The sequence below is a fragment of the Sphaerisporangium viridialbum genome (assembly GCF_049674955.1).
In the GTDB taxonomy this organism is placed as follows: Bacteria; Actinomycetota; Actinomycetes; order Streptosporangiales; family Streptosporangiaceae; genus Sphaerisporangium; species Sphaerisporangium viridialbum.
The window spans coordinates 632,410-653,993 of sequence record NZ_CP187232.1 but is presented as its reverse complement, the minus strand read 5'-3'; the positions used below and the strand labels follow the sequence as shown (position 1 = coordinate 653,993).

21 protein-coding genes are annotated in these 21,584 nt (G+C 71.4%); 6 read left to right on the top strand and 15 right to left on the bottom strand.

Annotated elements, in window-relative coordinates:
* Nucleotides 1-38 precede the first annotated feature (38 nt).
* Both ACOZ38_RS03065 and ACOZ38_RS03060 read right to left on the bottom strand, forming a co-directional pair.
* The gene (locus ACOZ38_RS03065) at nucleotides 39-1,295 is read right to left on the bottom strand and encodes an O-antigen ligase family protein (RefSeq protein ID WP_424528695.1); all 1,257 of its coding nucleotides are present in this window, start codon (nucleotides 1,293-1,295) and stop codon (nucleotides 39-41) included.
* Between the two features lie 98 nt (nucleotides 1,296-1,393).
* Nucleotides 1,394-2,545 (bottom strand): hypothetical protein, encoded by a 1,152-nt coding sequence (locus ACOZ38_RS03060; RefSeq protein WP_424528694.1) that lies wholly within the window; start codon nucleotides 2,543-2,545, stop codon nucleotides 1,394-1,396.
* A gap of 175 nt (nucleotides 2,546-2,720) precedes the next feature.
* On the opposite strand from ACOZ38_RS03060, the gene ACOZ38_RS03055 reads away from it, so the two are divergent.
* Nucleotides 2,721-3,407 carry a hypothetical protein gene (locus ACOZ38_RS03055; protein WP_424528693.1) on the top strand — a complete coding sequence of 229 codons (687 nt, stop codon included), beginning with the start codon at nucleotides 2,721-2,723 and terminating at the stop codon, nucleotides 3,405-3,407.
* Nucleotides 3,408-3,486: 79 nt separating this feature from the next.
* A complete protein-coding gene (locus tag ACOZ38_RS03050; protein WP_424528692.1) occupies nucleotides 3,487-4,422 on the top strand; it encodes a hypothetical protein in 936 nt (311 codons plus the stop codon).
* A gap of 6 nt (nucleotides 4,423-4,428) precedes the next feature.
* Here ACOZ38_RS03050 and ACOZ38_RS03045 read toward each other — a convergent pair whose 3' ends face one another.
* Nucleotides 4,429-5,442 carry a hypothetical protein gene (locus ACOZ38_RS03045; protein ID WP_424528691.1) on the bottom strand — a complete coding sequence of 338 codons (1,014 nt, stop codon included), beginning with the start codon at nucleotides 5,440-5,442 and terminating at the stop codon, nucleotides 4,429-4,431.
* Entirely contained in the window at nucleotides 5,439-6,179 is a 741-nt protein-coding gene (locus tag ACOZ38_RS03040; protein ID WP_424528690.1) for an acyltransferase, read from the bottom strand. The genes ACOZ38_RS03045 and ACOZ38_RS03040 overlap by 4 nt, the downstream gene beginning before the upstream one ends.
* Nucleotides 6,180-6,214: 35 nt before the next feature.
* Here ACOZ38_RS03040 and ACOZ38_RS03035 point away from each other — a divergent pair, with 35 nt between their 5' ends.
* Nucleotides 6,215-7,048 carry a glycosyltransferase gene (locus ACOZ38_RS03035; protein WP_424528689.1) on the top strand — a complete coding sequence of 278 codons (834 nt, stop codon included), beginning with the start codon at nucleotides 6,215-6,217 and terminating at the stop codon, nucleotides 7,046-7,048.
* 4 nt (nucleotides 7,049-7,052) lie between these two features.
* Here the strand turns inward: ACOZ38_RS03035 and ACOZ38_RS03030 are convergent, their stop codons facing one another.
* From ACOZ38_RS03030 to ACOZ38_RS02995, 8 genes are read right to left on the bottom strand one after another with little or no spacing between them, the layout of a single operon-like run.
* Nucleotides 7,053-7,814 carry a WecB/TagA/CpsF family glycosyltransferase gene (locus tag ACOZ38_RS03030; RefSeq protein ID WP_424528688.1) on the bottom strand — a complete coding sequence of 254 codons (762 nt, stop codon included), beginning with the start codon at nucleotides 7,812-7,814 and terminating at the stop codon, nucleotides 7,053-7,055.
* Complete coding sequence (locus ACOZ38_RS03025; protein ID WP_424528687.1) at nucleotides 7,811-8,992, bottom strand: hypothetical protein; 1,182 nt, start codon at nucleotides 8,990-8,992, stop codon at nucleotides 7,811-7,813. Before ACOZ38_RS03025 ends, ACOZ38_RS03030 begins: the two co-directional genes overlap by 4 nt.
* A gap of 41 nt (nucleotides 8,993-9,033) precedes the next feature.
* Nucleotides 9,034-9,978 (bottom strand): glycosyltransferase family 2 protein, encoded by a 945-nt coding sequence (locus tag ACOZ38_RS03020; protein WP_424528686.1) that lies wholly within the window; start codon nucleotides 9,976-9,978, stop codon nucleotides 9,034-9,036.
* Nucleotides 9,975-11,288, bottom strand: coding sequence for an MFS transporter (locus ACOZ38_RS03015; protein ID WP_424528685.1), 1,314 nt, complete (start codon nucleotides 11,286-11,288; stop codon nucleotides 9,975-9,977). The genes ACOZ38_RS03020 and ACOZ38_RS03015 overlap by 4 nt, the downstream gene beginning before the upstream one ends.
* Nucleotides 11,288-12,163: a dTDP-4-dehydrorhamnose reductase gene (rfbD, locus tag ACOZ38_RS03010; protein WP_424528684.1), complete on the bottom strand. Its 876-nt coding sequence runs from the start codon at nucleotides 12,161-12,163 to the stop codon at nucleotides 11,288-11,290. The genes ACOZ38_RS03015 and rfbD overlap by 1 nt, the downstream gene beginning before the upstream one ends.
* Entirely contained in the window at nucleotides 12,160-13,128 is a 969-nt protein-coding gene (gene rfbB, locus ACOZ38_RS03005; protein WP_424528683.1) for a dTDP-glucose 4,6-dehydratase, read from the bottom strand. The genes rfbD and rfbB overlap by 4 nt, the downstream gene beginning before the upstream one ends.
* Nucleotides 13,125-14,192: a glucose-1-phosphate thymidylyltransferase gene (locus ACOZ38_RS03000; protein ID WP_424528682.1), complete on the bottom strand. Its 1,068-nt coding sequence runs from the start codon at nucleotides 14,190-14,192 to the stop codon at nucleotides 13,125-13,127. Before ACOZ38_RS03000 ends, rfbB begins: the two co-directional genes overlap by 4 nt.
* Nucleotides 14,192-15,655 carry a sugar transferase gene (locus ACOZ38_RS02995; protein ID WP_405143742.1) on the bottom strand — a complete coding sequence of 488 codons (1,464 nt, stop codon included), beginning with the start codon at nucleotides 15,653-15,655 and terminating at the stop codon, nucleotides 14,192-14,194. The genes ACOZ38_RS03000 and ACOZ38_RS02995 overlap by 1 nt, the downstream gene beginning before the upstream one ends.
* Before the next feature lie 251 nt (nucleotides 15,656-15,906).
* On the opposite strand from ACOZ38_RS02995, the gene ACOZ38_RS02990 reads away from it, so the two are divergent.
* Nucleotides 15,907-16,662: a crotonase/enoyl-CoA hydratase family protein gene (locus tag ACOZ38_RS02990; protein WP_424528681.1), complete on the top strand. Its 756-nt coding sequence runs from the start codon at nucleotides 15,907-15,909 to the stop codon at nucleotides 16,660-16,662.
* A gap of 19 nt (nucleotides 16,663-16,681) precedes the next feature.
* Here the strand turns inward: ACOZ38_RS02990 and ACOZ38_RS02985 are convergent, their stop codons facing one another.
* The 3 genes from ACOZ38_RS02985 to ACOZ38_RS02975 are packed head-to-tail and all read right to left on the bottom strand — an operon-like array spanning nucleotide 16,682 to nucleotide 18,718.
* Entirely contained in the window at nucleotides 16,682-17,032 is a 351-nt protein-coding gene (locus ACOZ38_RS02985; RefSeq protein WP_424528680.1) for a hypothetical protein, read from the bottom strand.
* Nucleotides 17,033-17,078: 46 nt separating this feature from the next.
* Nucleotides 17,079-17,696 (bottom strand): GntR family transcriptional regulator, encoded by a 618-nt coding sequence (locus tag ACOZ38_RS02980; RefSeq protein WP_405143739.1) that lies wholly within the window; start codon nucleotides 17,694-17,696, stop codon nucleotides 17,079-17,081.
* Nucleotides 17,693-18,718, bottom strand: coding sequence for an EamA family transporter (locus ACOZ38_RS02975; RefSeq protein WP_424528679.1), 1,026 nt, complete (start codon nucleotides 18,716-18,718; stop codon nucleotides 17,693-17,695). The genes ACOZ38_RS02980 and ACOZ38_RS02975 overlap by 4 nt, the downstream gene beginning before the upstream one ends.
* A 166-nt stretch (nucleotides 18,719-18,884) precedes the next feature.
* Between ACOZ38_RS02975 and ACOZ38_RS02970 the strand changes: the two genes are divergently transcribed.
* On the top strand, nucleotides 18,885-21,209 hold the full coding sequence (locus ACOZ38_RS02970; RefSeq protein ID WP_424528678.1) for a nitrate- and nitrite sensing domain-containing protein: 2,325 nt from the start codon (nucleotides 18,885-18,887) through the stop codon (nucleotides 21,207-21,209).
* Nucleotides 21,206-21,577 carry a DUF742 domain-containing protein gene (locus tag ACOZ38_RS02965; protein WP_424528676.1) on the top strand — a complete coding sequence of 124 codons (372 nt, stop codon included), beginning with the start codon at nucleotides 21,206-21,208 and terminating at the stop codon, nucleotides 21,575-21,577. The genes ACOZ38_RS02970 and ACOZ38_RS02965 overlap by 4 nt, the downstream gene beginning before the upstream one ends.
* Nucleotides 21,578-21,584 lie beyond the last annotated feature (7 nt).

Sequence of the window (21,584 nt, the reverse complement as noted above, 5' to 3'; positions counted from 1 at the left end):
GGCGGGAGCCACTGGCCATTCCGCAGATTTCGGTCTCGCTAGATACCCGGCTCGTACGGCTCGCGCGCCGGCTGGGTCTGGAGGCGCCACAGGGCGCCGCAGCAGCCGAGGATCAGGAACATCACGTTGGTGATCATGGGGAAGCTGAAGGCGTCGAAGGTGCCGAAGCCGAAGATGGCGACCGCCATGGAGGCGGCCAGGCACTGGGCGAGGTGGCGGGTCTCCTCGTCGGCCGCGGCCTTCCTCGCCTGCCGGGCGAGGACCCATCCGGTCAGCAGGAACACGATGAGCGCCAGCAGTCCGACGAGCCCGGTCTCCAGTGCCGACATGAGGTACTGGTTGTCGATCACGCGATAGATGCGCGGGAGGTAGGTCGCGAAGCCCTGGCCGAACAGCGGGCGCTGCGTCACCGCCTGGACGACCGCGTCGTAGTCGCCGGTGCGCGTGGTGGAGTTCTCGTCCGAGCCGATCACCGAGACGAGGTTCAGCACGGTGCCGATGAGCCCGGGGATCACCAGGCGCATCACGATCGAGGCGACACCGAAGATCAGGATCGCCCGCAGCCGCCACTCGGACGGCCAGGTAGGAAGCAGCACCACCATCACGACGAACAGGCCGAGGATGGCCGAGCGCGACACGCTCATCGGCAGCGCGCTCGCGATCAGCCCGACCATCAGCCACCGCTTGCGGCGCTGCTCGGGGATGCGGCAGTAGATCGCTCCATGCAGCGCGAGCGGCAGCACGGCGGCGAGGACGACGCCGAGCTCGATGGGGTGGGTGGCGGTGCCGGCCGGGCGGAAGAAGCCCTCGCGCTCGAACAGCACGGCCGACCCCTTCTCGACGAGGCCGGGCAGGGCCAGGTAGCGGGTGACCTCGATGCCGGTGAAGAACTGGATCATCGCGACGAAGGCGGGGAACGAGGCCCCCATCACGATGCGCTGCCGCAGCGTCTCCAGCCGCTCCATGCTGTTGACGCCGTCGGCGGTGACCAGGGCGATGCCCGCCCAGCCTCCGACGAGCACGAGGCCGAGGTCGGCGGCGTTCACCTCATCGGCCGAGAGTGGCCGGGTGGCCGCCGCGACGTAGCTGGCGAGGACCGCCATGGCGAAGAAGATGATGACGGCACGCACCGGCTGCCGGCCGTGGATCGGGGTCCACCGCGGCGAGAGCGTGGACAGCAGGTACCACACCAGCAGCAGCACGGCCACCATCGAAGAGGGCGAGCCCGCTCCGCCGAGGGGGCCGACCACGTACCGGGCCGGCATCACGAACAGGACGATCAGGAAGAACGTCATGATCGTTACTGGGTCGACGCGTGCCTTGGTCAGCTTGGGCCGACGTTCAGCCGGCCGGCGGGTGGGGGGGTGAACCCGCGCGGCCTCCGACGTGCTGGTCACCGACCTGGCCTGGTGGGGTCGAACACGACGTACGGCTCGTCGTCGGAGTCACCCCCGCCGTTGGAGCGCGCCCCTGGGGCGGCCGGCCGTGAACGCCGCCCGGGATTGGCCTCGGGCTCCTGCCCGGACGGGCGCGTCGGCTGGCCCCGCCGCGCGCCGTTGCCCGAGTCCCTCGACGGGGGCATGGAGCCCGACGGAGGGGCGCCCCTCGGACGGTCCTTGTCGTCGGACCAGACATAGAGGTCGTCCTCGACCTTCACGGCCGGGAGCGAGGCGTTGTAGCCGTCTTCAGGGCGCGGCGGGTTCGCCCAGGGGTCGCGGGGCTCGGGAGGCGCACCGTGCTTGGAGGAGCCCGTGCGCCGGTCGTAGAGGCGCGGCTCGGGCGGCTCGATGGGCCTCGGAGCCCGCGCGGGCGGCCTGCTGCGCGGCGCGGCGCCGTTCGGACGCGGAGGGCCGCCCGCGGAACGTTGCATGCGCTGCGGGTAGGGGGGACCCGCCGGGGGCTGCCCCGCCCGCGCGGTCACCAGGTCGGGCTGGGACGCCCGGCGGCGCTTCTGCGCCATCGACTCCAGGAACAGCGGCACGCCGATGGTCAGCAGCATGCCGCCCGCGAAGATGATCACCAGCATGCGGATCTTCTTCTCGGGGGTCAGCTCGGCCTTGTCGCTGGAGGTCACCAGCTCGGCCCTGATCGTCGCGTCGGGGAGGATGGAGGACTTCTGCTGCATCTCGGTCAGCCGCTCCTGGCTGAGCGTCGCGAGCGTCTCCATCGTGGCCTGGGCGACCTTGGGGTCGGCCCCGGTAGCCGTGATGTCGAGCAGCGGCCCCCGTGAGTCCTGCGCGAGGCCCACGGTGAAGTCGGCCGTCTTGCCCTCGTCCTTGAGCTTCTGCAGAGTGCGCTCATCGCTCATGCCACGGGAGATGACCTCGGCCGTGATGGTCAGCGAGCCGTCGAACGCCAGCCAGGGGTTTCCTCCCACCGGCTGCGAGCCCTTCCTCGACGACAGGAAGACCACGGTGGCCTTCGACTCGTACTGCCAGGGAATCGCTATGAGCGCCCCGACCGTCGCCGCGATCGTGACAGCCAGCAATGCCAGCGTCACAGGCCACCGCCGGAGCAGCGCGCGCAGCGAATCAAGCAGGTCCATGGTTCCCCTTCACCCCCGCCCGGCCGGCCACATCTGTGATTCCCACCCCGCCGAGCCGCCGAGATAGGACGCCCGAGCACCTCGGCGCGTTGTCATCGCCCTCAAGTGTTTCCTCTGAGTGCTTTCTTTACCAGGCCCGTCCCAAAACTCCATACGCCTGTGCCACGATGTGTCGGTGCGAAGGCGAGTGGTTGTGCGGTGCTGCTGCCTGGCGCTGATCTTCCTGGTCGCCGCCTGTGCGGTGCTGTGGGTCAGATATAGGTCACCTCTTTACCAGAGTTCGGTCACGGTCGCGTTCGTAACCAAGACGAACCACTTTCAGGGCGAGGTCTACGGCCACTTCACCGACAACCACATCTATATGGCCCTGGCCACGGCCCGCTTCTTCGACAACCCCGGCACCCAGGAGCACCTCCGCTCGATGGGAGGCACCGCGATCTTCCACTACGCGGTGGCCCACTGGGGCAACGAGGAGCTCCCGGTGTACGGCCAGCCGTACGCCTCCATGCAGGCCCTCTCCGACGACCCCAAAGAGTCGATCGACACGCTCAATCTGGCGCTCCAACTTCTCACCCAGAAACTCCAGCACCTGCAGACCTCCGCGGGGGCCAGCGGCCGGGTGATGATCAAGTATGAGCCCATCGGCGGCATCATGGGGCCGGAGCGTCAGGGCCTGCAGAAGAGCCGCGCCACGGTGGGCATCGGCCTCCTCGCCGTCCTCGCCTCGGTCGTGGCCATGTCCGCCACCCGTGACCGCAGCGGCGGCGAGCCGGGCAGGTCACCCGCACCACGCCAGGCGGCCTCCCCAGGCCCCGTCCGGCGAGCACGGCCGCCCCGCTTCGGGGTCGGCGCCAATCTGTAGTTGAGATCCACGACAGGTGCCAGCGCTTACGGCGAGCCCGCTGTGGAGCGTTCCGAAGACTTATGACCTGGAGCTTTCGGTGTCCTCATCGCTGCCGCGCCGCTGTGCCCTGCTCGTCGCCTCCCTCGCGCTCACCGGCACGGCCGCGGCCGGCTGCGGTGGGAGCGGCGGCGCGGACGACGGGCGCGGGCCCATCCCCGGGCACACTCCCCAGGCCGAGGCCCGTCCCTCTCCGGACAAATCTCCGGACGAGCACGCCTTCCCCTCCGCGGAGACCACGGGAGTGCGAGCCACCGGCCCGCTCAAGAAGGTCGGCGAGGTGACCGTGCTGAAGCCGGGAGCCGTGGTCGAGAACCTCGAGGTCCACGGCAAGCTCAACATCAAGGCCGACGACGTGACGGTTCGCAACGTACGGGTGATCGGCGAGGGCGACTGGTCGATCATCCAGGCCGAGGGCGCGTCAGGCGCCGTCATCGAGGACTGCGAGATCTCCGGCGACGGCGTCGTCAAGGCCCAGTGGGGCGTGCTGAACCAGGGGGGCGACATCACGGTGCGGCGGGCGAACATCCACACCGTCTCCAACTCCGTCGGCACCGACCACGGCCTCATCGAGGACTCCTACATGCACGACTTCAAGGAGTACCCCGGCGACCACGTGACCGGGCCGCAGATCAACGGGTCTCCCCAGAAGGGCCTGACCCTGACGATCCGCCACAACACCATCCTGAACCAGATCGCCCAGACCTCCGCCATCTCGATCTATCAGGACTTCAGCAGGGCGCATGACGTGCTCATCGAGCGCAACCTGCTCGGCGGCGGAGGGTACGCCATCTACGGCGGGGCGGGGAAGTTCGGCACCCCCACGAACATCCGGATCATCGGCAACGTCTTCACGCGGCGGCTGTTCCCGAAGGGCGGCTTCTGGGGGCCGCTGACCTACTTCGACACCAAGGGCAAGGGCAACCGCTTCGAGGGCAACACCTGGGAGACCACCGGCGAGCCCGTCGCCTCCTGAGCGGGCTCAGGTCGCGGCGGGAGAGTACGCGTCGCGCAGGAGGAGCTGGGGCCGTCCCGAGCCGTCCGCGGGCACCGTCCACACGTCCGAGCTGTCGGCCCGCAGCCTGCTGTACATCACCGTGCGGGCGTCGAGCCAGGCCACCTGGTCGTCGACGTTCGCGGGCTCGGCGAGGGCCGTCTCGCGCCCTGACCGCAGGTCCAGCGCGTACAGCCGCCACGGGTCGCCGGTGCCGCCCATCCGCTTCTTGTACGCGACCCGGGTGCCGTCCGGAGAGAGCGACGGGCACTCGGCGTTCTCGCGGAGCACCCGCATCCGGCGCGCGGCGAAGTCACCCTGCACCAGGTACGTCCTGCCCTCGCTCGACACCGTGGCGTAGAAGCGGTTGTCGTCGTCCGCGAAGGTGACACCCCAGTAGTTCAGGTCGGGTGCCCTGAAGACGCGCCCGTCCTTCTCGAGCGTCAGCTCCTCCAGGCTCTTGACGAGCGTGCCCGTACGGGTGTCGAGGATGCCCGCGCGAGTGGAGAACCCGATGCTCAGGTAGGAGTCGCCCGCCACGAAGAAGGTCCAGGCCGCCATCCGCCCGCTCGCGGAGACCCGCGCCCTGCTCGGAACGCCCGACAGCGAGACGCGCCGCACCTCGCGGAGGTGGTCGTCGACCACGATGGCATCCGACCCGGTGACCACGCCGTTGGTGACGCGCAGGCACAGGCCGGTGCCCGCCGCCGCGTAGAAGCGCTTGCAGCGCAGGCCGGTGGAACGGGGCTGCCCTTCTCCGCTCGCCGGCACCGCGAGGACCGTACCGCTGTCCTGCGAGGCCCCCGCGCCCACCACGAGGAGGTCGCCCGCCTCCAGAGCGGTCTCGCGCGGCGCCGGGCTGGAACCGGCCGCCGCCCGCGCGGGAGCCGGCGCCTCCGGCCTCGCCCGCAGGACGTAGGCCACCCCGACCGCGCCGAAGAGCAGGACCGCGACCACCAGGATCACGACCCGGGTGCGCCCGGGCAGCGCCGAGACGTTCACGCGGGCCCGCCCGCCCGGCCACCATCGGCCACCGGCCCGCCGGCCTCAGCCCCACTCGCCGGACCGCCCAACGCCTCAGCCCCACCCGGGCCGCCCGATGTCCCAGCCCGACTTGCCGGGCCGCCCGGCGTTCCGGCCTCGCCGGTCGGGCCGCTCAGGTGGCCGTCGTGCTCGGTGTAGATCTCGCCCGTCTCGGGGCAGCGCCACCGGCCGGGACCGTCCTCCCGCAACGTCACGCCCGCGCGCCCGACCCAGCCCATGCGGCGCGCCGGGACGCCCGCCACCAGCGCGAAGTCGGGGACATCCCGGGTGACCACGGCCCCGGCGGCCACCAGGGCGTGCCGCCCGACCGTGCGACCCGCGACGACCACGGCCCGCGCCCCGATGGAGGCGCCCGCCCGTACGACCACGCCCTCGGCGGTCCAGTCGCCGTCGCGCTTCAGCCCGCCGTCGACGTCGGTCGAGCGAGGGTAGACGTCGTTGGTCAGCACGGCGGCGGGCCCGACGAACACGCCGTCCTCAAGCACCGCCGGCTCGTACACCAGGGAGTAGTTCTGCAGCTTGACCCGGTCGCCCACCCTGACGCCGGGCCCGACGTACGCGCCCCGCCCGAGGATGCACCCCTCGCCCAGCACGGCCTGCTCGCGGACCTGGGCGAGATGCCAGATCTGGCTCCCCGCGCCGATCTTGGCGCTCGGGTCGACGTCGGCGGTGGCCGCTATTCGCGGTTCGGTCATCGGGAACTCCCATTGAGGGTGAATACTTCGGAACTATGCCAAGCGCGAGCGTCATCATCCCGGCCCACAATGAGGCCCGGGTAATCGGCCGGCTCCTTGCGCGCCTCCTCGCGGAGGCGGGCCCGGACGAGTTCGACGTGGTGGTCGTGGCCAACGGCTGTGACGACGACACCGCCTCGGTCGCCCGCGGCTTCGGCGTCACCGTGATCGAGACACCGGTGCCCTCCAAGCGCGAGGCCCTGCGGCTCGGCGACGAGGCGGCTGTCAGCCATCCCCGCGTCTACGTGGACGGCGACGTCGAAGTGGGCACCGCCGACGTCCGCGCTCTGCGTGACGCCCTCCTGGGCGGCCGGCTCGCCGCCGCCCCCGAGCGGGCCCTGGTCCTGCGCGACCGCCCGTGGACGGTGCGCGCCTACTACGCCGTGTGGAGCAGGCTTCCCGCCGTCCGCGAGGGGCTGTTCGGCCGGGGCGTGATCGCGGTGTCCGAGGAGGGCAACCGCCGCATCATGGACCTTCCCCCGGTCATGGGCGACGACCTCGCGGCCTCGCTCGCGTTCACGCCCGCCGAGCGCCAGGTGGTGCGCACGGCGCACGCGGTGATCCACCCGCCGCGCACCCTCGGCGACCTGATGAGGCGCAGGGTTCGCGCCGTGACGGTCGTCGCCGAGATCGAGCAGGGCCCCATGGCCGGGCAGGAGTCCCGCACGGGCCTTCGCGACCTGCTCGCCATCGCCGCACGGGCGCCGTGGCTCCTGCCGCACCTCGGGGTCTTCCTCGCCGTCACGGTGGTCGCCCGTGCCCGGGCGCGCCGCGCGGTGCGGACGAAGGACTACACGACCTGGCTGCGGGACGAGAGCAGCAGGACCTGAGCTCTCAGGCCCTCCCGCGGCCCTGGACGTACTCCTTCACCACCATCCAGGCGAACCGCGTGTTGGTCGACAGGTAGCGCGGCCCCAGCCTGAGGGGCTCCTGGAGGAACCGGTAGAACCACTCCAGGCCGAGCCTCTGCCACAGGGCGGGGGCCCGGCGCACCTTCCCCGCGAAGACGTCGAACGAGCCGCCCACGCCGTGGATCACCCCGGCCCGGACGTCCTCGGCGAACCGCGCGAGGAAGATCTCCTTCTTCGGCGAGGTCATGCCGAGGAACAGCAGGTCCGGCTTCGCCTCCCCGATGCGCGCCGCCACCTCGGGGGCCTGCTCGTCGGTGAAGTAGCCGTCGCGCGCCCCCGCGACCTCCAGGCCCGGATAGCGGGCGCGCACCTCGGCGACCACCCGTTCGATCACCTCGGGCCGCGCCCCGAGGAAGTACGCCCGGTACGACCGCCTGGCGCCCTCCTCCATGAGGGAGGTGAACAGGTCGATGCCGGCGACCCGCTCGGGCAGCGGCCTGCCGAGGAACCGGGAGGCCCACACGATGGCCTGCCCGTCGGCCACGACGAGATCGCACGAGGTCACCGAGTCGCGCAGCAGTTCGTCCTCGCTCATGCGGACGGCCTTGGCGGCGTTCACCACGCCGATGGTGAGGTTCTCCCTGCCCTCGACCGCCGCGACGCACCGGGCGACGGTCTGCTCCATGGTGAGAGCGTCGAGGGACAGCCCCAGCAGCGCCCTGCGGGGCGGCGCGGCGCCGGTCACCCCTGCTTCCCCGGCACGTCGCGGGGCAGCGAGAACAGCCACGCGTAGAGCAGCCACCCCAGCTCGTACGGGCGGCACTCGCGGTCGACGGCGAGCGGCGGGTAGATGCGGTCGAGCACCCCGATGCGCGAGCCCTGGTTGATCGCGGTGGCGACGGCGCGCACGCCTCGGACGATCTTCTTCGGGTCGTCCCTGGCGGCCTTGCGCCACGTCAGGTCGAGGTCCTCGATGATCAGCTCGTCGTCGATCTCCGGCCTCGCGGTCATCCAGTGGAGGCCGAGCGCGATGTCCTTCATATAAGAGGTGCCGCCGGCGTCGGCGAGGTCCAGCAGCGCCATCGGGGCCATCGAGAGCTGGTGGACGCTGTAGACCGGGTAGCCCTCGACCACCCCGCCGGTGCGGGCGTCGTAGTGCCACCACCACTGGCCCTCCGGACCCTGCGCCGCGCAGATGCCGGCCGCGATCTGCTCGGCCGCCCTGAGCGCCGCGTCGTCGCCGGTGTGGGCGTGCAGCCGGGCGAGGGCCTGGAGGGGGTACACCTGGTCGGCGAAGCAGCCGACGTGGGCGCGGTACCAGGAGGCGGGGCCGAGGACATGCCGGTAGAGCCGGTCGCTCCCGAGGCCGGTGAGCAACCTCTGCCCGGCGTGCTCCAGCCGCTTCTCCAGCTCGGAGGCACCGCCCAGCACGCGGTGCGCGGCGGTCAGGGCGGCCAGCGCCCACGACGCCTCGACCGTGTGGACCGGGTCGCCCGTGCGCAGCGCGCCTTCGAGCTCCGCCAGCCGGTGCAGGCCCCTGTCGAGCTCGGGGTGGCCGATCTCGGCCGCCGCCCACGCGATGAGGGCCACGTCGCCGAGGTTGCCGATGTCGGGGAGCCCCTTGACGAGGTTCCCGACCAGGTCGGCGACGGTGTCACCCGCCAGGGCCGCTCGCTGCCCGTCCTCCGGCAGCGTGGCCACGCCGAGGGCCACGATGGCGCTGTAGCGCACGCTCCTCCCCTCGGGGACGGCCGTCCAGCGTCCGTCGTCCCCGAGCCTGCCGCGCCTGGTGAAGACGAACTCACCGTTGGCGTAACCGGGAGGAAGACCGCGGACCGACAGGTCGACCATGCGGTCGACGAGCGCGGCCGCGGGTGCGTCGATCTCGGCGAGCGCACCGAGACGACCCTCATGGCGAGTCATCGCTCACCCCCCAAACCTTGTGATCAGTAGAAGACGACATTTCATGATTTTCGGGCATCCCAGCCGCCGCGCCACGTGCCGTGGACGGCCCACAGCTCGGCCCAGTCGCCGCGCTCGGCCATGGGACGCCCCTGCCGCTCGGCGTCCGGGGGCGCCACCCGGCGGCTGAGCGCCGCCCTGAGCCAGACCCCGAACAGCAGCATGGAGGCGCCCAGCCCGCGCAGCCCGCGCGGGAAGTGGCGCCGGATCACCGTGGCCTTGCCGGTGAACAGGAGCACCAGCTTGTTCAGGCTGGAGGAGGACATGCCGCCCGGGTGCACGAACACGGCCCGGTCGGTCACCATCGGCCGGTGACCGGCGGCCCTGGCCCGCAGGCACAGGTCGGCGTCCTCCCCGTACATGAAGATGCGGGTGTCGAACCCGCCCACCTCATCCCAGACGTCGCGGGCGACGAGCATCAGCGCCCCGGTGACGATGGGCACCCGCCGCTCGCCGGTCCACGTCGTCGGCGACTCGGGGTCGAACAACGCGCGGCCGGGGAAGACCGTGGACAGCCCCGTGGCGAAGCAGAGCACCGACCACGGCGTGGGCCTCCCCCACCAGGAGCGGGGGTCGTTCTCGCCGGTCTCGGTGATGCAGCGTCCTCCGACGATCCCCGCCCGGGGATGGCGTTCTGCGCACTCCAGCAGCCCCGCGAAGGCCTCGGGCCGGACCTCCGCGTCGGGGTTCACGAAGACGAGGTACCGCCCGGCGGCCACCTCGGCTCCGGCCACGCAGCCCTCGGCGAACCCCCCGTTGACGCCCCGGGCGACGACCCTGGCCCACGGGGCGGCGGCCCTCACCACCTCCACCGTGTCGTCGGGGGAGTTGTTGTCGACGACGATCACCTCGGCGTCCGTGGCCTTGACCGCGCGCTCCACCGCCGCGAGGCAGCGGGCGACGTACCCGGCGCTGCGGTAGGTCACGATGATCACAGACAGCTTCACGCGCGCGCCCTTCTGAGCAACGGAACCGCGACGGCCAGCGCCACGCCGAGACCGGCCGCCATCACGACCACGGCGGCCTGTGGGCCGCGCGCGGTCCACAGCACGCCGAAGACCCACGAGGCGACCATCGCGCCGAGCGCCTGGCCGGTCTGGACGACCGCGAGCCCCGTGGCCCGCCGTTCCTCCGGCAGCAGGGGCCCGGCGAGCGCGCTGACCACCCCGTCGGTGGAGGCGTACGACAGGCCGCGCAGCACCAGCGCCGCGACGAGGACCGCCGGGCCGGGCGGGAGCAGGAGCAGCGCGTAACAGGCGAGCAGTGCGGCGTATCCGCCGATCACGACCGTGGAGCGCCCGACCCGGTCGGCCAGCCGCCCGAACGGCACGGCCGCGACCAGGTAGGCGGCCGAGACGCCGACGGGGAACAGGGGAAGCCAGCTCGCCTCGATGTCGAGCCTGCTCTGCAGCATGAAATAGAGGAAGGAGTCGCTGATGGTCGCGAGCGACAGCGGCAGCATCGCGAACAGCACGCGGCGGAACGGCCTGTCCCTGAGCAGGTCCAGCGCCCCCCGCAGCGACACCTTCGGCCGCTCGGGCGCACCGCCCGCCGCCGGGGTGCGTACGCCCGGCTCCTGGACGAACAGGACCATGATCAGCACACCGACCATGGCCACGCAGCAGCTCACCACGAACACCGGGTCGTAGTCGTTGGCGCCGCCCACCGCCGCCACCACGCCGAAGGCGGCGAGCGGGCCCATGAGCGCGCCGGCGGTGTCCATGGCGCGGTGCAGCCCGAAGGCGCGGCCCTGCGCCTCGGGCGGGGCGCTCAGCGAGATCATCGCGTCCCGGGGGGCCGTGCGAAGGCCCTTGCCCGCCCGGTCGACGCCGATCACCAGGCCGATCAGCGGCACGGAGCGGCCCACGAGCACGTAGCCGAGCTTGCAGACGGCGGACAGGCCGTACCCGACGCCCGCCACCAGCTTTCGGCGGCGGAAGCGGTCGGCGACGTGCCCGCCCACGAGCCTGAGCACGGCCGTCGCCCCGGTGTAGACGCCGTCCAGGAAGCCGAACTGCATCGGGCTGAGCCCGAGTTGGTAGATCAGGTAGAGCGGGAGGATAGCCGTCACCATCTCGGAGGAGATGTCGGTGAACAGGCTGACCGCCCCGAGCGCGACGACGTTCCCGGTGAGGATACGCCCCACCCCGCCGCGAGCCCCGGCTCCCCCGCTCGGAGGAGATCCGCCGTCCTCGCCCGAAGCGCCCGGCGAGGAGTCCTTCTGGGAGTCGGCCTTGCGCGTCTCCGACAGGTACATCAGGCCAGGCCTCCGGTGATGGAGGGCCATGCGGCGTGAAGCGCGTCGCGCCAGTGGCGGATCGGCGGCAGGCCGGCGAAGGCCCAGCGGTCGTGGCCGAGCACGCCGTAGGCGGGCCTTAGCGCCGGGCGGGGGAAGTCCGCGCTGCTGACGGGCCGCACCCGGCCGGGATCGGCGCCGAGCAGCGTGAAGATCTCGCGGGCCAGCCCGTACCACGTCACCTGGCCGGAGCTGGTGCCGTGATAGACGCCGGGAGGGGCGTCTTCGGCGCGCGCCAGCCGTAGGAGCTGCGCGGCGAGGTCGGCGGTCCAGGTCGGCTGGCCGAACTGGTCGTCCACCACGTCGACGGTCTCACGGGCGCTTTCCAGGGCGATCATCGTCTGGACGAAGTTCCGCCCTCCCGTGCCGTACAGCCAGGCGGACCGCAGCACGTACCCGTCCTTGGGGAGCAGTCCGAGGACGGCCCGCTCGCCGGCGAGCTTGCTGCGGCCGTAGGCGTTGACCGGCCGTGGCGCGGCGTCCTCGGCGTACGGCGTGCTCGCCGTCCCGTCGAAGACGTAGTCGGTGGAGATGTGGAACAGCCGGGCGCCGACCTCGGCGCACGCGGTGGCGAGGGCGCGCACCCCGCCGCCGTTGACCGCGAGAGCGTCGATCTCGTGCGCCTCGGCGTCGTCCACGGCCGTCCAGGCGGCGCAGTTGACCACGATGTCCGGCTTCTCCTGCCGGATGATCTCGCGCACACCGTCGGGGTAGCGCAGGTCGAGGCGGTCGCGCCCGTACGGCAGGACGTCGGGCGATGCCGGGTCGCCCGCCAGCTCGGCCGACAGGGCGGTCCCGAGCATGCCGCTCGCGCCGGTCAGCAGCAGCCGGTTCACCGAGCGCCCTTGAGGGGCTTCCACCAGGCTTCGTTGTCGACGTACCACTGGACGGTCGCGGCGATGCCCTCGTCGAAGCCCGTGCCGGCGGCGTAGCCCATGCCCCGCAGCTTGGTGTCGTCCAGGGAGTAGCGGCGGTCGTGCCCCTTCCGGTCGGTCACGCGCTCGACCGAGCTCCAGTCGGCGTCGAGCTCGTCGAGGAGCCGCTGGGTGAGCTCCAGGTTGGACAGCTCCGCCGTGCCCGCGATGTGGTAGACCTCGCCCGGCTCGCCCTGCTCCGCCACGATCTGGATGCCCCGGCAGTGGTCGTCCACGTGGACCCAGTCGCGCACGTTGCCGCCGTCCCCGTAGAGCGGGACCGTGCGGCCTTCGAGGATGTTCGTCACGAAGAGCGGGACGACCTTCTCCGGGAACTGGTACGGCCCGTAGTTGTTGCCGCAGCGGGTGATCGACACCGGCAGGCCGTGGGTGACGGCGTAGGCCCTGGCCATCAGGTCACCGCCCGCCTTCGCCGCGGAGTACGGTGAGCGCGGCCGCAGCGGGGCGTCCTCAGCCCAGGAGCCCTCGTCGATCGACCCGTAGACCTCGTCGGTGGACACCTGGACGACCTTCGGCACCGCCGCGTCCAGGCAGGCCTGCAGCAGCGTCTGTGTGCCGAGCACGTTGGTGCGCACGAAGGCGGACGGGCCGTCGATCGACCGGTCGACGTGCGACTCGGCGGCGAAGTTGACGACCACGTCATGGCCGGGCACGACCCTGGCGAGCAGCTCGTCGTCGCAGATGTCGCCGTGCACGAGGTCGTAGCGTCCCTCGACGGGCTCCAGGTTGGCGAGGTTGCCCGCGTACGTGAGCAGGTCGAGCACGGTGACGCTTGCCCCGGCGAACGCCGGGTAGCCGCCCGTGAGCAAGGTGCGAACATAGTGCGACCCGATGAAACCGGCCCCGCCGGTTACCAGAATCCTCATGAACTGATCTGTACCTTGCTGTGATCCCCGAGCACCAGCCGGTGGGCCCTCGGAGTATTGGGAGCGGGCGTGACCTCGACGTCGTGCCCGATCAGGGACGCCTCGATCCGGCGGACCCCCTCAATGGACGCGCGCCGCAGCAGGATCGAGTACTCGATCTCGCTGTCGACCACGCGACAGTCCTCCGCCACCGAGGTGAACGGCCCGATGTAGGAGTCCCGCACCACGGCGCCGGCGCCGATGACGACCGGCCCGACGACGCGCGAGCGGGTGACCTTCGCCCCCGCCTCGACCACGACCCGGCCGATGATCTCGCTGGCGTCGTCCACCGTGCCGTCCAGCCGCTGCTCCAGCTCCTCAAGGAGGATCCGGTTGACCTCCAGCATGTCGGTGACGTTGCCGGTGTCCTTCCAGTAGCCGGAGATCAGGGTGGAGTCCACCCGGTGCCCGGCGTCCAGAAGCCACTGGATCGCGTCGGTGATCTCCAGCTCGCCGCGCCACGAGGGCTTGAGCGCGGCGACGCCCTCGTGCACCGCCGGGGTGAACAGGTAGACCCCGACCAGGGCGAGGTCACTCTTCGGCTCCCGCGGCTTCTCCTCCAGCCCGATCACCCGGCCCGCGGCGTCCAGCTCCGCCACCCCGAACTGCCGGGGGTCGGCGACGCGGGTGAGCATGATCTGGGCCGCGGGGCGCTCGTCGTGGAACCGCCTCACCAGCGGCTCGATGCCGCCGACGATGAAGTTGTCGCCGAGGTACATGACGAAGTCGTCCTCGCCCAGGTAGTCGCGGGCGATCAGCACCGCGTGGGCCAGCCCGAGCGGCGCCTCCTGCCGCAGGTAGGTCACCTCCAGGCCGAACGCCGACCCGTCGCCTACGGCGCCCTCGATCTCCTCGTGGGTGTCGCCGACCACCATGCCGACCTCGCGGATCCCCGCCGCGGCGATGGCCTCCAGGCCGTAGAACAGCACGGGCTTGTTGGCCACCGGCACCAGTTGCTTGGCGGAGGTGTGGGTGATCGGCCGGAGCCGTGTGCCGGACCCGCCGGCGAGCACGAGCGCCTTCACTAGTAAGCCCCTCCACCACGGGTGACTGCGGACCAGGTCTTCCACAGGATCTGCAGGTCGAGGATGAGGGACCAGTTCTCGACGTAGCGCAGGTCGAGCCGCACCGACTCCTCCCACGACAGGTCGGACCGGCCGCTCACCTGCCACAGACCTGTCATGCCCGGCTTGACCACGAGGCGCCTGCGGACGTCGGTGCCGTACTGCGCGACCTCGTCGGGGAGCGGCGGACGCGGCCCCACCAGCGACATCTCGCCGCGGACGACGTTGAGCAGCTGCGGCAGCTCGTCAAGGGAGTAACGGCGCAGGAAGCCGCCGACCCGCGTGATCCGTGGATCGTTCCGCATCTTGAACAGCACGCCATCGAACTCGTTGTCCTCGATCAGGTCGAGCTTCAGCTTCTCGGCGTTCTGCACCATCGTGCGGAACTTGAACACCTTGAACTCGCGCCCGTCGCGGCCCACCCGGGTCTGCTTGAACAGCGCGGGACCTGGGCTGGTGGCCCTGACCAGCACCGCGATCACCAGCATGGGGATCGCGAGCACGGTCAGCGCGGCCGTCGCGAGGAGCCGGTCGAACAGGCTCTTGACAACCTGGCGCGTCCCGTCGAACTCGGGGTGCTCGACGTGGAGCAACGGCATCCCGGCGACCGGGCGGATGCTCGTACGGGGACCGGCGACGTCCATGAGCGCGGGGGCGACGAACAACTCGGTGCCCTTGCTCTCGATGCTCCAGGCGAGGCGGCGCAGCGCGGCGCCGTCCAGCTCGGGGCAGGCCAGCACGGCCACCGCGTCCGCCGAGACCTTGTCGGCCACGGTCGCGACGTCGGCGAAGTCGCCGTAGACGGGGATGCCGTCGACGTCGAGCCCGTTCCCGGGGAACTGCCCGGGCGGCAGGCACGCCGCGACGACCCGCATGCCGTGGTACGGCTGGCGCCGGAACTGCATCACCAGGTCGAGCACGGCGGTCCTGTGACCGACGGCGACCACGCGCCGCAGGTACTCGCCCTCGGCGCGGCGCCGGTGCAGGCGCTTGCGCATGCGGTAGCGGAACACCAGCGTGAGAACCGTCGCCAGCGGCAGCATCGCCATGACGTAGCTGCGCGCGATCATGGTCTGGGTGGCGTACGCGCCGATGGCCACCGCGGCCGTCAGCCCCACCCCGCCGTCGAAGACCGCGCGGAACTCCTCGCTTCCCTCTCCGTGGCTCCTCTCGCGGTATACCCCGGCCAGTGCCATGGCACCGGGCCAGGCCAGTCCGAGACCGAATCCGAACAACAACTCCGACCAGGGGATGAAGGCGCCCACCCAGAGCCTGAACCCCATGACCGCTTCGCAGGCGATCATGGCACATGCCATGTCACCTGCGAGAAGAGCCCGCATATAGGAGCGCGTCCAAATGCTGGACGCCGTCAGCGGGCCCGTGTCGAGAAGCGCGACACCACGCTCCTCCAACCCCACCCTCATGCCTACCTACCCCTACCCCTGACCTGCTCCTGCCAGACCGTGCAGATAACAGACGGCCGTTGCGTCTCTTTGGTTGACACAAAACTCGGAAACATCACGAGCGCGGGTACCCGTTCAAATACTAAAGATCGTTATTAACGAGCGAAATAGCCGGGCAATGGCCACAATAGGCCTCCTACCAGGGAACGCCAGTCCCTTGACGGAACGGTCCAAACCTGTGTAGGCAGCGACCGTCCGGCTACATTCAGCACATGTCTGGCATCCATATAGAGCGATCCGGCCTGGTCACGACCGTCGTCCTGTCCCGCCCCGAGGTCCGCAACGCGGTGGACGGCCCGGCCGCCGCCGCCCTCGCGAACGCTTTCCGGGACTTCGAGGCCTCCGACGCCGCGGTGGCCGTGCTGTGGGGCGACGGCGGCACCTTCTGTTCCGGCGCGGACCTGCACGCGATCGGCACCGAGCGCGGCAACCGCGTGGAGGCGGACGGGGACGGCCCGATGGGCCCCACCCGCATGCGCCTGTCCAAGCCGGTGATCGCGGCCGTCGAGGGCTACGCGGTGGCGGGCGGGCTGGAGCTGGCGATCTGGTGCGACCTCCGGGTGGCGGCGCAGGACGCGACGTTCGGGGTGTTCTGCCGCCGCTGGGGCGTTCCCCTCATCGACGGCGGCACCGTACGGCTGCCGAGGCTCGTCGGAGCGGGACGGGCCATGGACATGATCCTCACCGGCCGGGCCGTGGGCGCGGAGGAGGCGCAGCGGATCGGCCTGGTGGACAGGGTCGTGCCACCGGGGCAAGCGCGGGAGCACGCCGAGGCGCTCGCCCGCTCGCTGTCCGAGCTGCCCCAGGACTGCCTGCGGCAGGACCGCCTCTCCGCGCTGGAGCAGGAAGGGCTCTCCGAGGAGGAGGCCCTGCGCAACGAACTGCGGCACGGCATGGTCTCACTGGGCGGCCAGATGACCGAGGGGGTGGGCCGCTTCCGCGCGGGAGCCGGCCGCCACGGAGACTGACCCGCGGTGAACGGAAGGCTCAGTCGTATTCGAGGTCCGGCAGCGGCGACGGCGGGTCGGGGCTGCGCCACACGACCACGTAACCGAGGGTGGCGGCGGTGAACGCCTCGCTCAGCCGGTCGAGGTCGAACTCCGGCAGATAACGCAGCCTCGCCAGGAAGGTCGCGTCGGTGGCGGAGCGCGGCACCACACATCCCTGTCCGTCGCGGTCGAGCAGGACGATCAGAATGTCGGATTCCGTGACGCCGCCGACGCGAACCTCGACGACGTCCTCCCACGCGAGGGCCTCGACACTGCCGTCGGCGTAGTGGCGGGTTACGCCCTCTTCGGTTACGTAGACATACGAATCCGGCACTGAGTTGCCGTGCATGGGCGCGATTGTGACGACTTACGAGTACTCCATGCAAGAGAAGTCGCTAATCAGCGCCCCAGGTGTGATCCAAATGGGCGGCCACGGCCCGCCGCGCCGCCTCGGACGGGCCCCGCGCGATGGCGTCGAGAAGATCGCGGTGCTCGGCGACGAGCGTCTCCCTGTCCGGATACACCTTGCGCAGCCGTACAAGGCCGAGCCGCGTCTCCGCCGCCAGCACCGCGTAGAGGCGTTCGAGCCTGGGGCTTCCCACCGCGAGGATCAGCTCCTCGTGCAGGGCCATGTGCTCGGCGACGACGTCCGCCCACGGCGCGTCCGGCGGGAGCGCCGCCATCCGCGCCAGCGCCCCGTCCGCCGAGGCGACCCTGCGGCCCGCCAGCCTGACGGCCATGAGGTCCTCAAGCGGGCGCCGGACGTACATGAGATCGTCCAGGTCGCGGGTGGTCACCTCCGGCACGTACGCGCTGCGGTTGCGCTCGCGCCGGAGGAGCCCCTCGTGGACCAGGGCGGCCAGGGCCTCGCGGACGGTCGGGCGCGCCACCCCGTACAGGGATGAGAGCTCCTGCTCGGGCAGGGACGTGCCGGGGGCGATCTCTCCGGAGAGCACGCGCCGTCGCAGGGCTCCCGCGAGCGCGTCGACCGTCGAGACGGGGCGTAGTTTCACGCCGACGATTGTGCCTTCTCATCGGCCGGGGGTGCTGCCGGTTCGGCGTCGGACGGCCCCGGACGGACGGCCGGGAGCGCGTCGGACGGCCCCGGACGGACGGCCGGGAGCGCGTCGGACGGCTCTGGACGGACGGCCCGTTCGGGGAGGGCGACCATCACCAGGCCGGCGCCGAGCAGGGCGAGCCCCGCCCAGGACACGGCGGTGAGCCGCTCGTGCAGGACGACCAGGCCGAGCAGCGCCGCCACGGCGGGCTCCGCCAGGGCCAGGGTGGCGGCCTTGGCCACCGGGGTCGTGCGCAGGCCCTTTCCATAGAGGAAATAGGAGAGGGCGGTCGTCGCCAGGCCCAGATATAGGGCCGTGAGCAGCCCTCGCGGCTCGCCCAGCCACGCCGTGCCCCGCCAGAGCAGCACCGGCAGCATGACCGCAGCCGCGCCGCCGAACATCACCCCCATCACCGCGCCGGACGGCGCTCCGCCGCCGATCGCCCGCGCGGCGGTCACCGCGTAGAAGCCGTAGAGGAGCCCGCCCGCCAGCGCGAGCAGCACGCCGCCGGGGTCGGCGCCGACCGCCTCCCCTCCCGACACGAGCGCGGCGCAGCCCGCGACGGCGGCGGCGGTCGCGAGGGTCCAGCGGCGGCCGGGCCGTCTCCGGTCGTACAGCCAGGACAGCAGGCCGGTGAAGACGGGCCCGCTCCCGATCGCCACCACCGTGCCGACCGCCACGCCGGTGCGCCCGACCGCCGCGAAAAAGCAGAGCTGGTACGCGGCCACGGCCCCCGCCGCCGCGACCAGCGAAAGGGGACGCCCCCGGGTGAGCAGGGCCCAGGTGGCCGGGCCCGCCGCCACGGCGAGGACGACGCCGCCGATGAGCAGCCGGGCCGCCGCGAGCGCCACCGGATCGGCCGCTCCGGCCGGCGCGAGCGTACCCGCCGTGCCGGCCGTGCCCCACAGGACGGCGGCGGCGACCACGGCGGCCGGGCCCCCGGCGGCCGTACGAGAGGTCCCTGCTTCTGCTGCCATGGCCGCATTGTCTGACAACTAGACAGAATCCAGCAAGAGATCTGCGATTTCCCCTTGGAATGGGGCCGTTTTGTAGCTAGAAGGCCCTGGTTACCCGTGATCCCCATTGGTACTGTTTCGCCACCAATAACCCGCGTGTAACGATGCGGTTCCCCTGCGAGGTCACATGGGCGGGCGTAAGAGGTCCATCAAGTTCAAGATCCTGACCCTGGTACTGGTACCGCTGGTATCCCTTGTGGGGATCTGGGCTTTCGCCGCGACGATCACCATCCAGAACGGTCTCGACCTGCTCAAGGTCCGCACCGTCTTCGACAACACGATCGTTCCCGCGCGTGCGCTGATGACGGAGATCGAGCAGGAGCGCTACCTGTCTCTGATGGCTCTGGGGTCGAGGACCTCCGACCGCGGCGAGCTGGACGCTCAGCGGGCCAGGTCCGACCAGGCGCGCGCCACCCTCGAACGGCTGGCGCTCGCCGAGGACGTCCAGAAGGTCACCAGCGCCCCGCTCCTCCAGCGCGTCACCGAGCTGATCACGGTCACGCGCCGGCTCCCCGAGATCCGGGCACGGGTCGACTCCGGGAGCTTCACCCGGTTGCTGACCCTGGACGCCTACCGGCTCATAACCGACGCCATCAGCCGCGTCTACGACAAGCTGGCGTTGGCCTCGGACTCCCAGGGCGAGCCCACGCGGGCCATCGTCCTGATCGGACGCAGCCGGGAGCTCATGAGTGAGCAGTCGGCGCTGCTCGCGGGCGCGGTCGCGGCCGGCTCGATCACCGGCGAGGAGCGCACCACCTTCACCGCGATGGTGATCAAACGCCGCCTGCTGTACGACATGGGCTTCCAGCGGCTCGACGAGGAGCTGCGCCAGCCGTACCTCATGCTGCAGAACTCCCCCGTCTACGCCAAGTACGCCTCGATCGAGGACCAGGTCACCCAGGACGTACGGCCGGGCAGGCCCCTGCCGGGCGCGGCGGCGACCTGGGGGCAGACGCTCCAGACCCTCAACCTCACCTTCGACAAGCAGGCGGGCGCCTCGTCCCAGAAGATCGCCGACCGCGCCCTGCCCCTCGTCGCGACCATCCTGTGGCAGATCGTCATCGCCGCCGGGCTCGGACTCGTCGCGGTCGCCGTGTCGCTGTTCGTCTCGGTCCGCTTCGGCCGGCTCATCACCGCCGAGCTGGTCCAGCTGCAAGCCGTCGCGCTGGATCTCGCGAACCGGAAGCTGCCCGCGGTCGTGCGCAGGCTCCGGCAGGGCGAGGACGTCGACGTGGCGTCCGAGACGCCTCCGATCCCCACCGGAACCACCACGGAGATCGCGATCGTCGGCCAGGCGTTCACCTCCGTGCAGACCACCGCGATCGAGGCCGCCGTCGGCCAGGCCGAAATCCGCAAGGGCGTCAGCAAGGTCTTCCTCAACCTGGCCCGCCGCAACCAGTCGCTGCTGCACCGGCAGCTGTCCATGCTCGACAGCATGGAGCAGAGGGTCACCGACCCCGAGCTGCTCGACGAGCTCTTCGGCATCGACCACCTCACCACGCGCATGCGGCGGCACGCCGAGGGTCTGATCATCCTCTCCGGCGCCGTCCCCGGGCGCGGGTGGCGCAGGCCGGTGCCGTTGTACGACGTCGTCCGCGCGGCCGTCGAGGAGGTCGAGGACTACCTGCGCGTGCACGTCGCCGTACCGGAGAACATGGCGTTGTCCGGCTCCTCGGCCACCGACGTCATCCACCTGCTCGCCGAGCTGGTGGAGAACGCGACGATCTTCTCGCCCCCACAGACCCACGTCGAGATCCGTGGCGAGCTGGTGGCCAGGGGGTTCGTGATCGAGGTCGAGGACCGAGGGCTCGGCATGACCCTCGAGGAGATGGAGCAGGTCAACCGCAGGCTGGCCGATCCGCCTGAGTTCGACCTCGCCGACAGCGACCGGCTGGGCCTGTTCGTCGTCGGCCGCCTGGCCGCCCGGCGGGGCATCCGCGTCTCGTTGCGCCCGTCCCCGTACGGCGGCACGACGGCGATCGTGCTCGTCCCCGAGGGCCTGGTGACCCCGGCGGAGACCGGGCCCGACCAGTACTCCGTCGAGCAGATCAGCGCCGTGGAGGCCGGGTTCGCGAACGGGCAGGCCAACGGCAACGGCAACGGGCTCGACGGCGGCGAGCGCGGCCTCCCCGCCGGCGCCGAGTCCGGGCCGGGCAATGGGAACGGCAAGGGGAACGGCAGCAAGAACGGCAACGGCAACGGGCGCGACGGCGGCCGTGCGGCCGGGCTGCCGCACCGGGTGCGCCAGGCCAACCTCGCTCCCCAGCTCCGCGACGCGGGCCCGCAGGCCGGCGGCGGAGCGGAGCGCGCACCCAGGCATCTTGGAGGACCGCTGAGCAACCCGCTGGAAGATCCCCTGGACGCCCCGCCGCTCCAGCCCTCTCCCGACATGTTCTCCTCGTTCCGGGCAGGCTGGGAGCGCGCGCACGAAGGGGAGGGGAACATGTCATGACCGACGGTGGCGAACGCTGGCTGGACCAGGAGGCCGGACCTCTCATCCGCCCCTACACCGTCACACGCGGACGCACCAGGCCCTCGGGCCCCGCGTTCGACATGGTCGCGATCGTCAGGTCCGTGGCGGGCGCGAGGCCCGTGCCGGGCCTCGGCCCCGAGCATCTGCGCATCCTGCGCATGTGCGGGAAGCCGATGTCGGTGGTGGATCTGGCGTCCGAGAGCGGCCTGTCGCTCGGCGTCGTCCGTGTCCTGCTGGGGGACCTGCGCGACCAGAGGCTCGTCACCGTACGGCCCCCCGCGACCATCTCCCAGCTGCCGGAGGAACGCCTCCTCCGGGAGGTGATCCAGGGCCTCCAGGCCCTGTGATCCATGT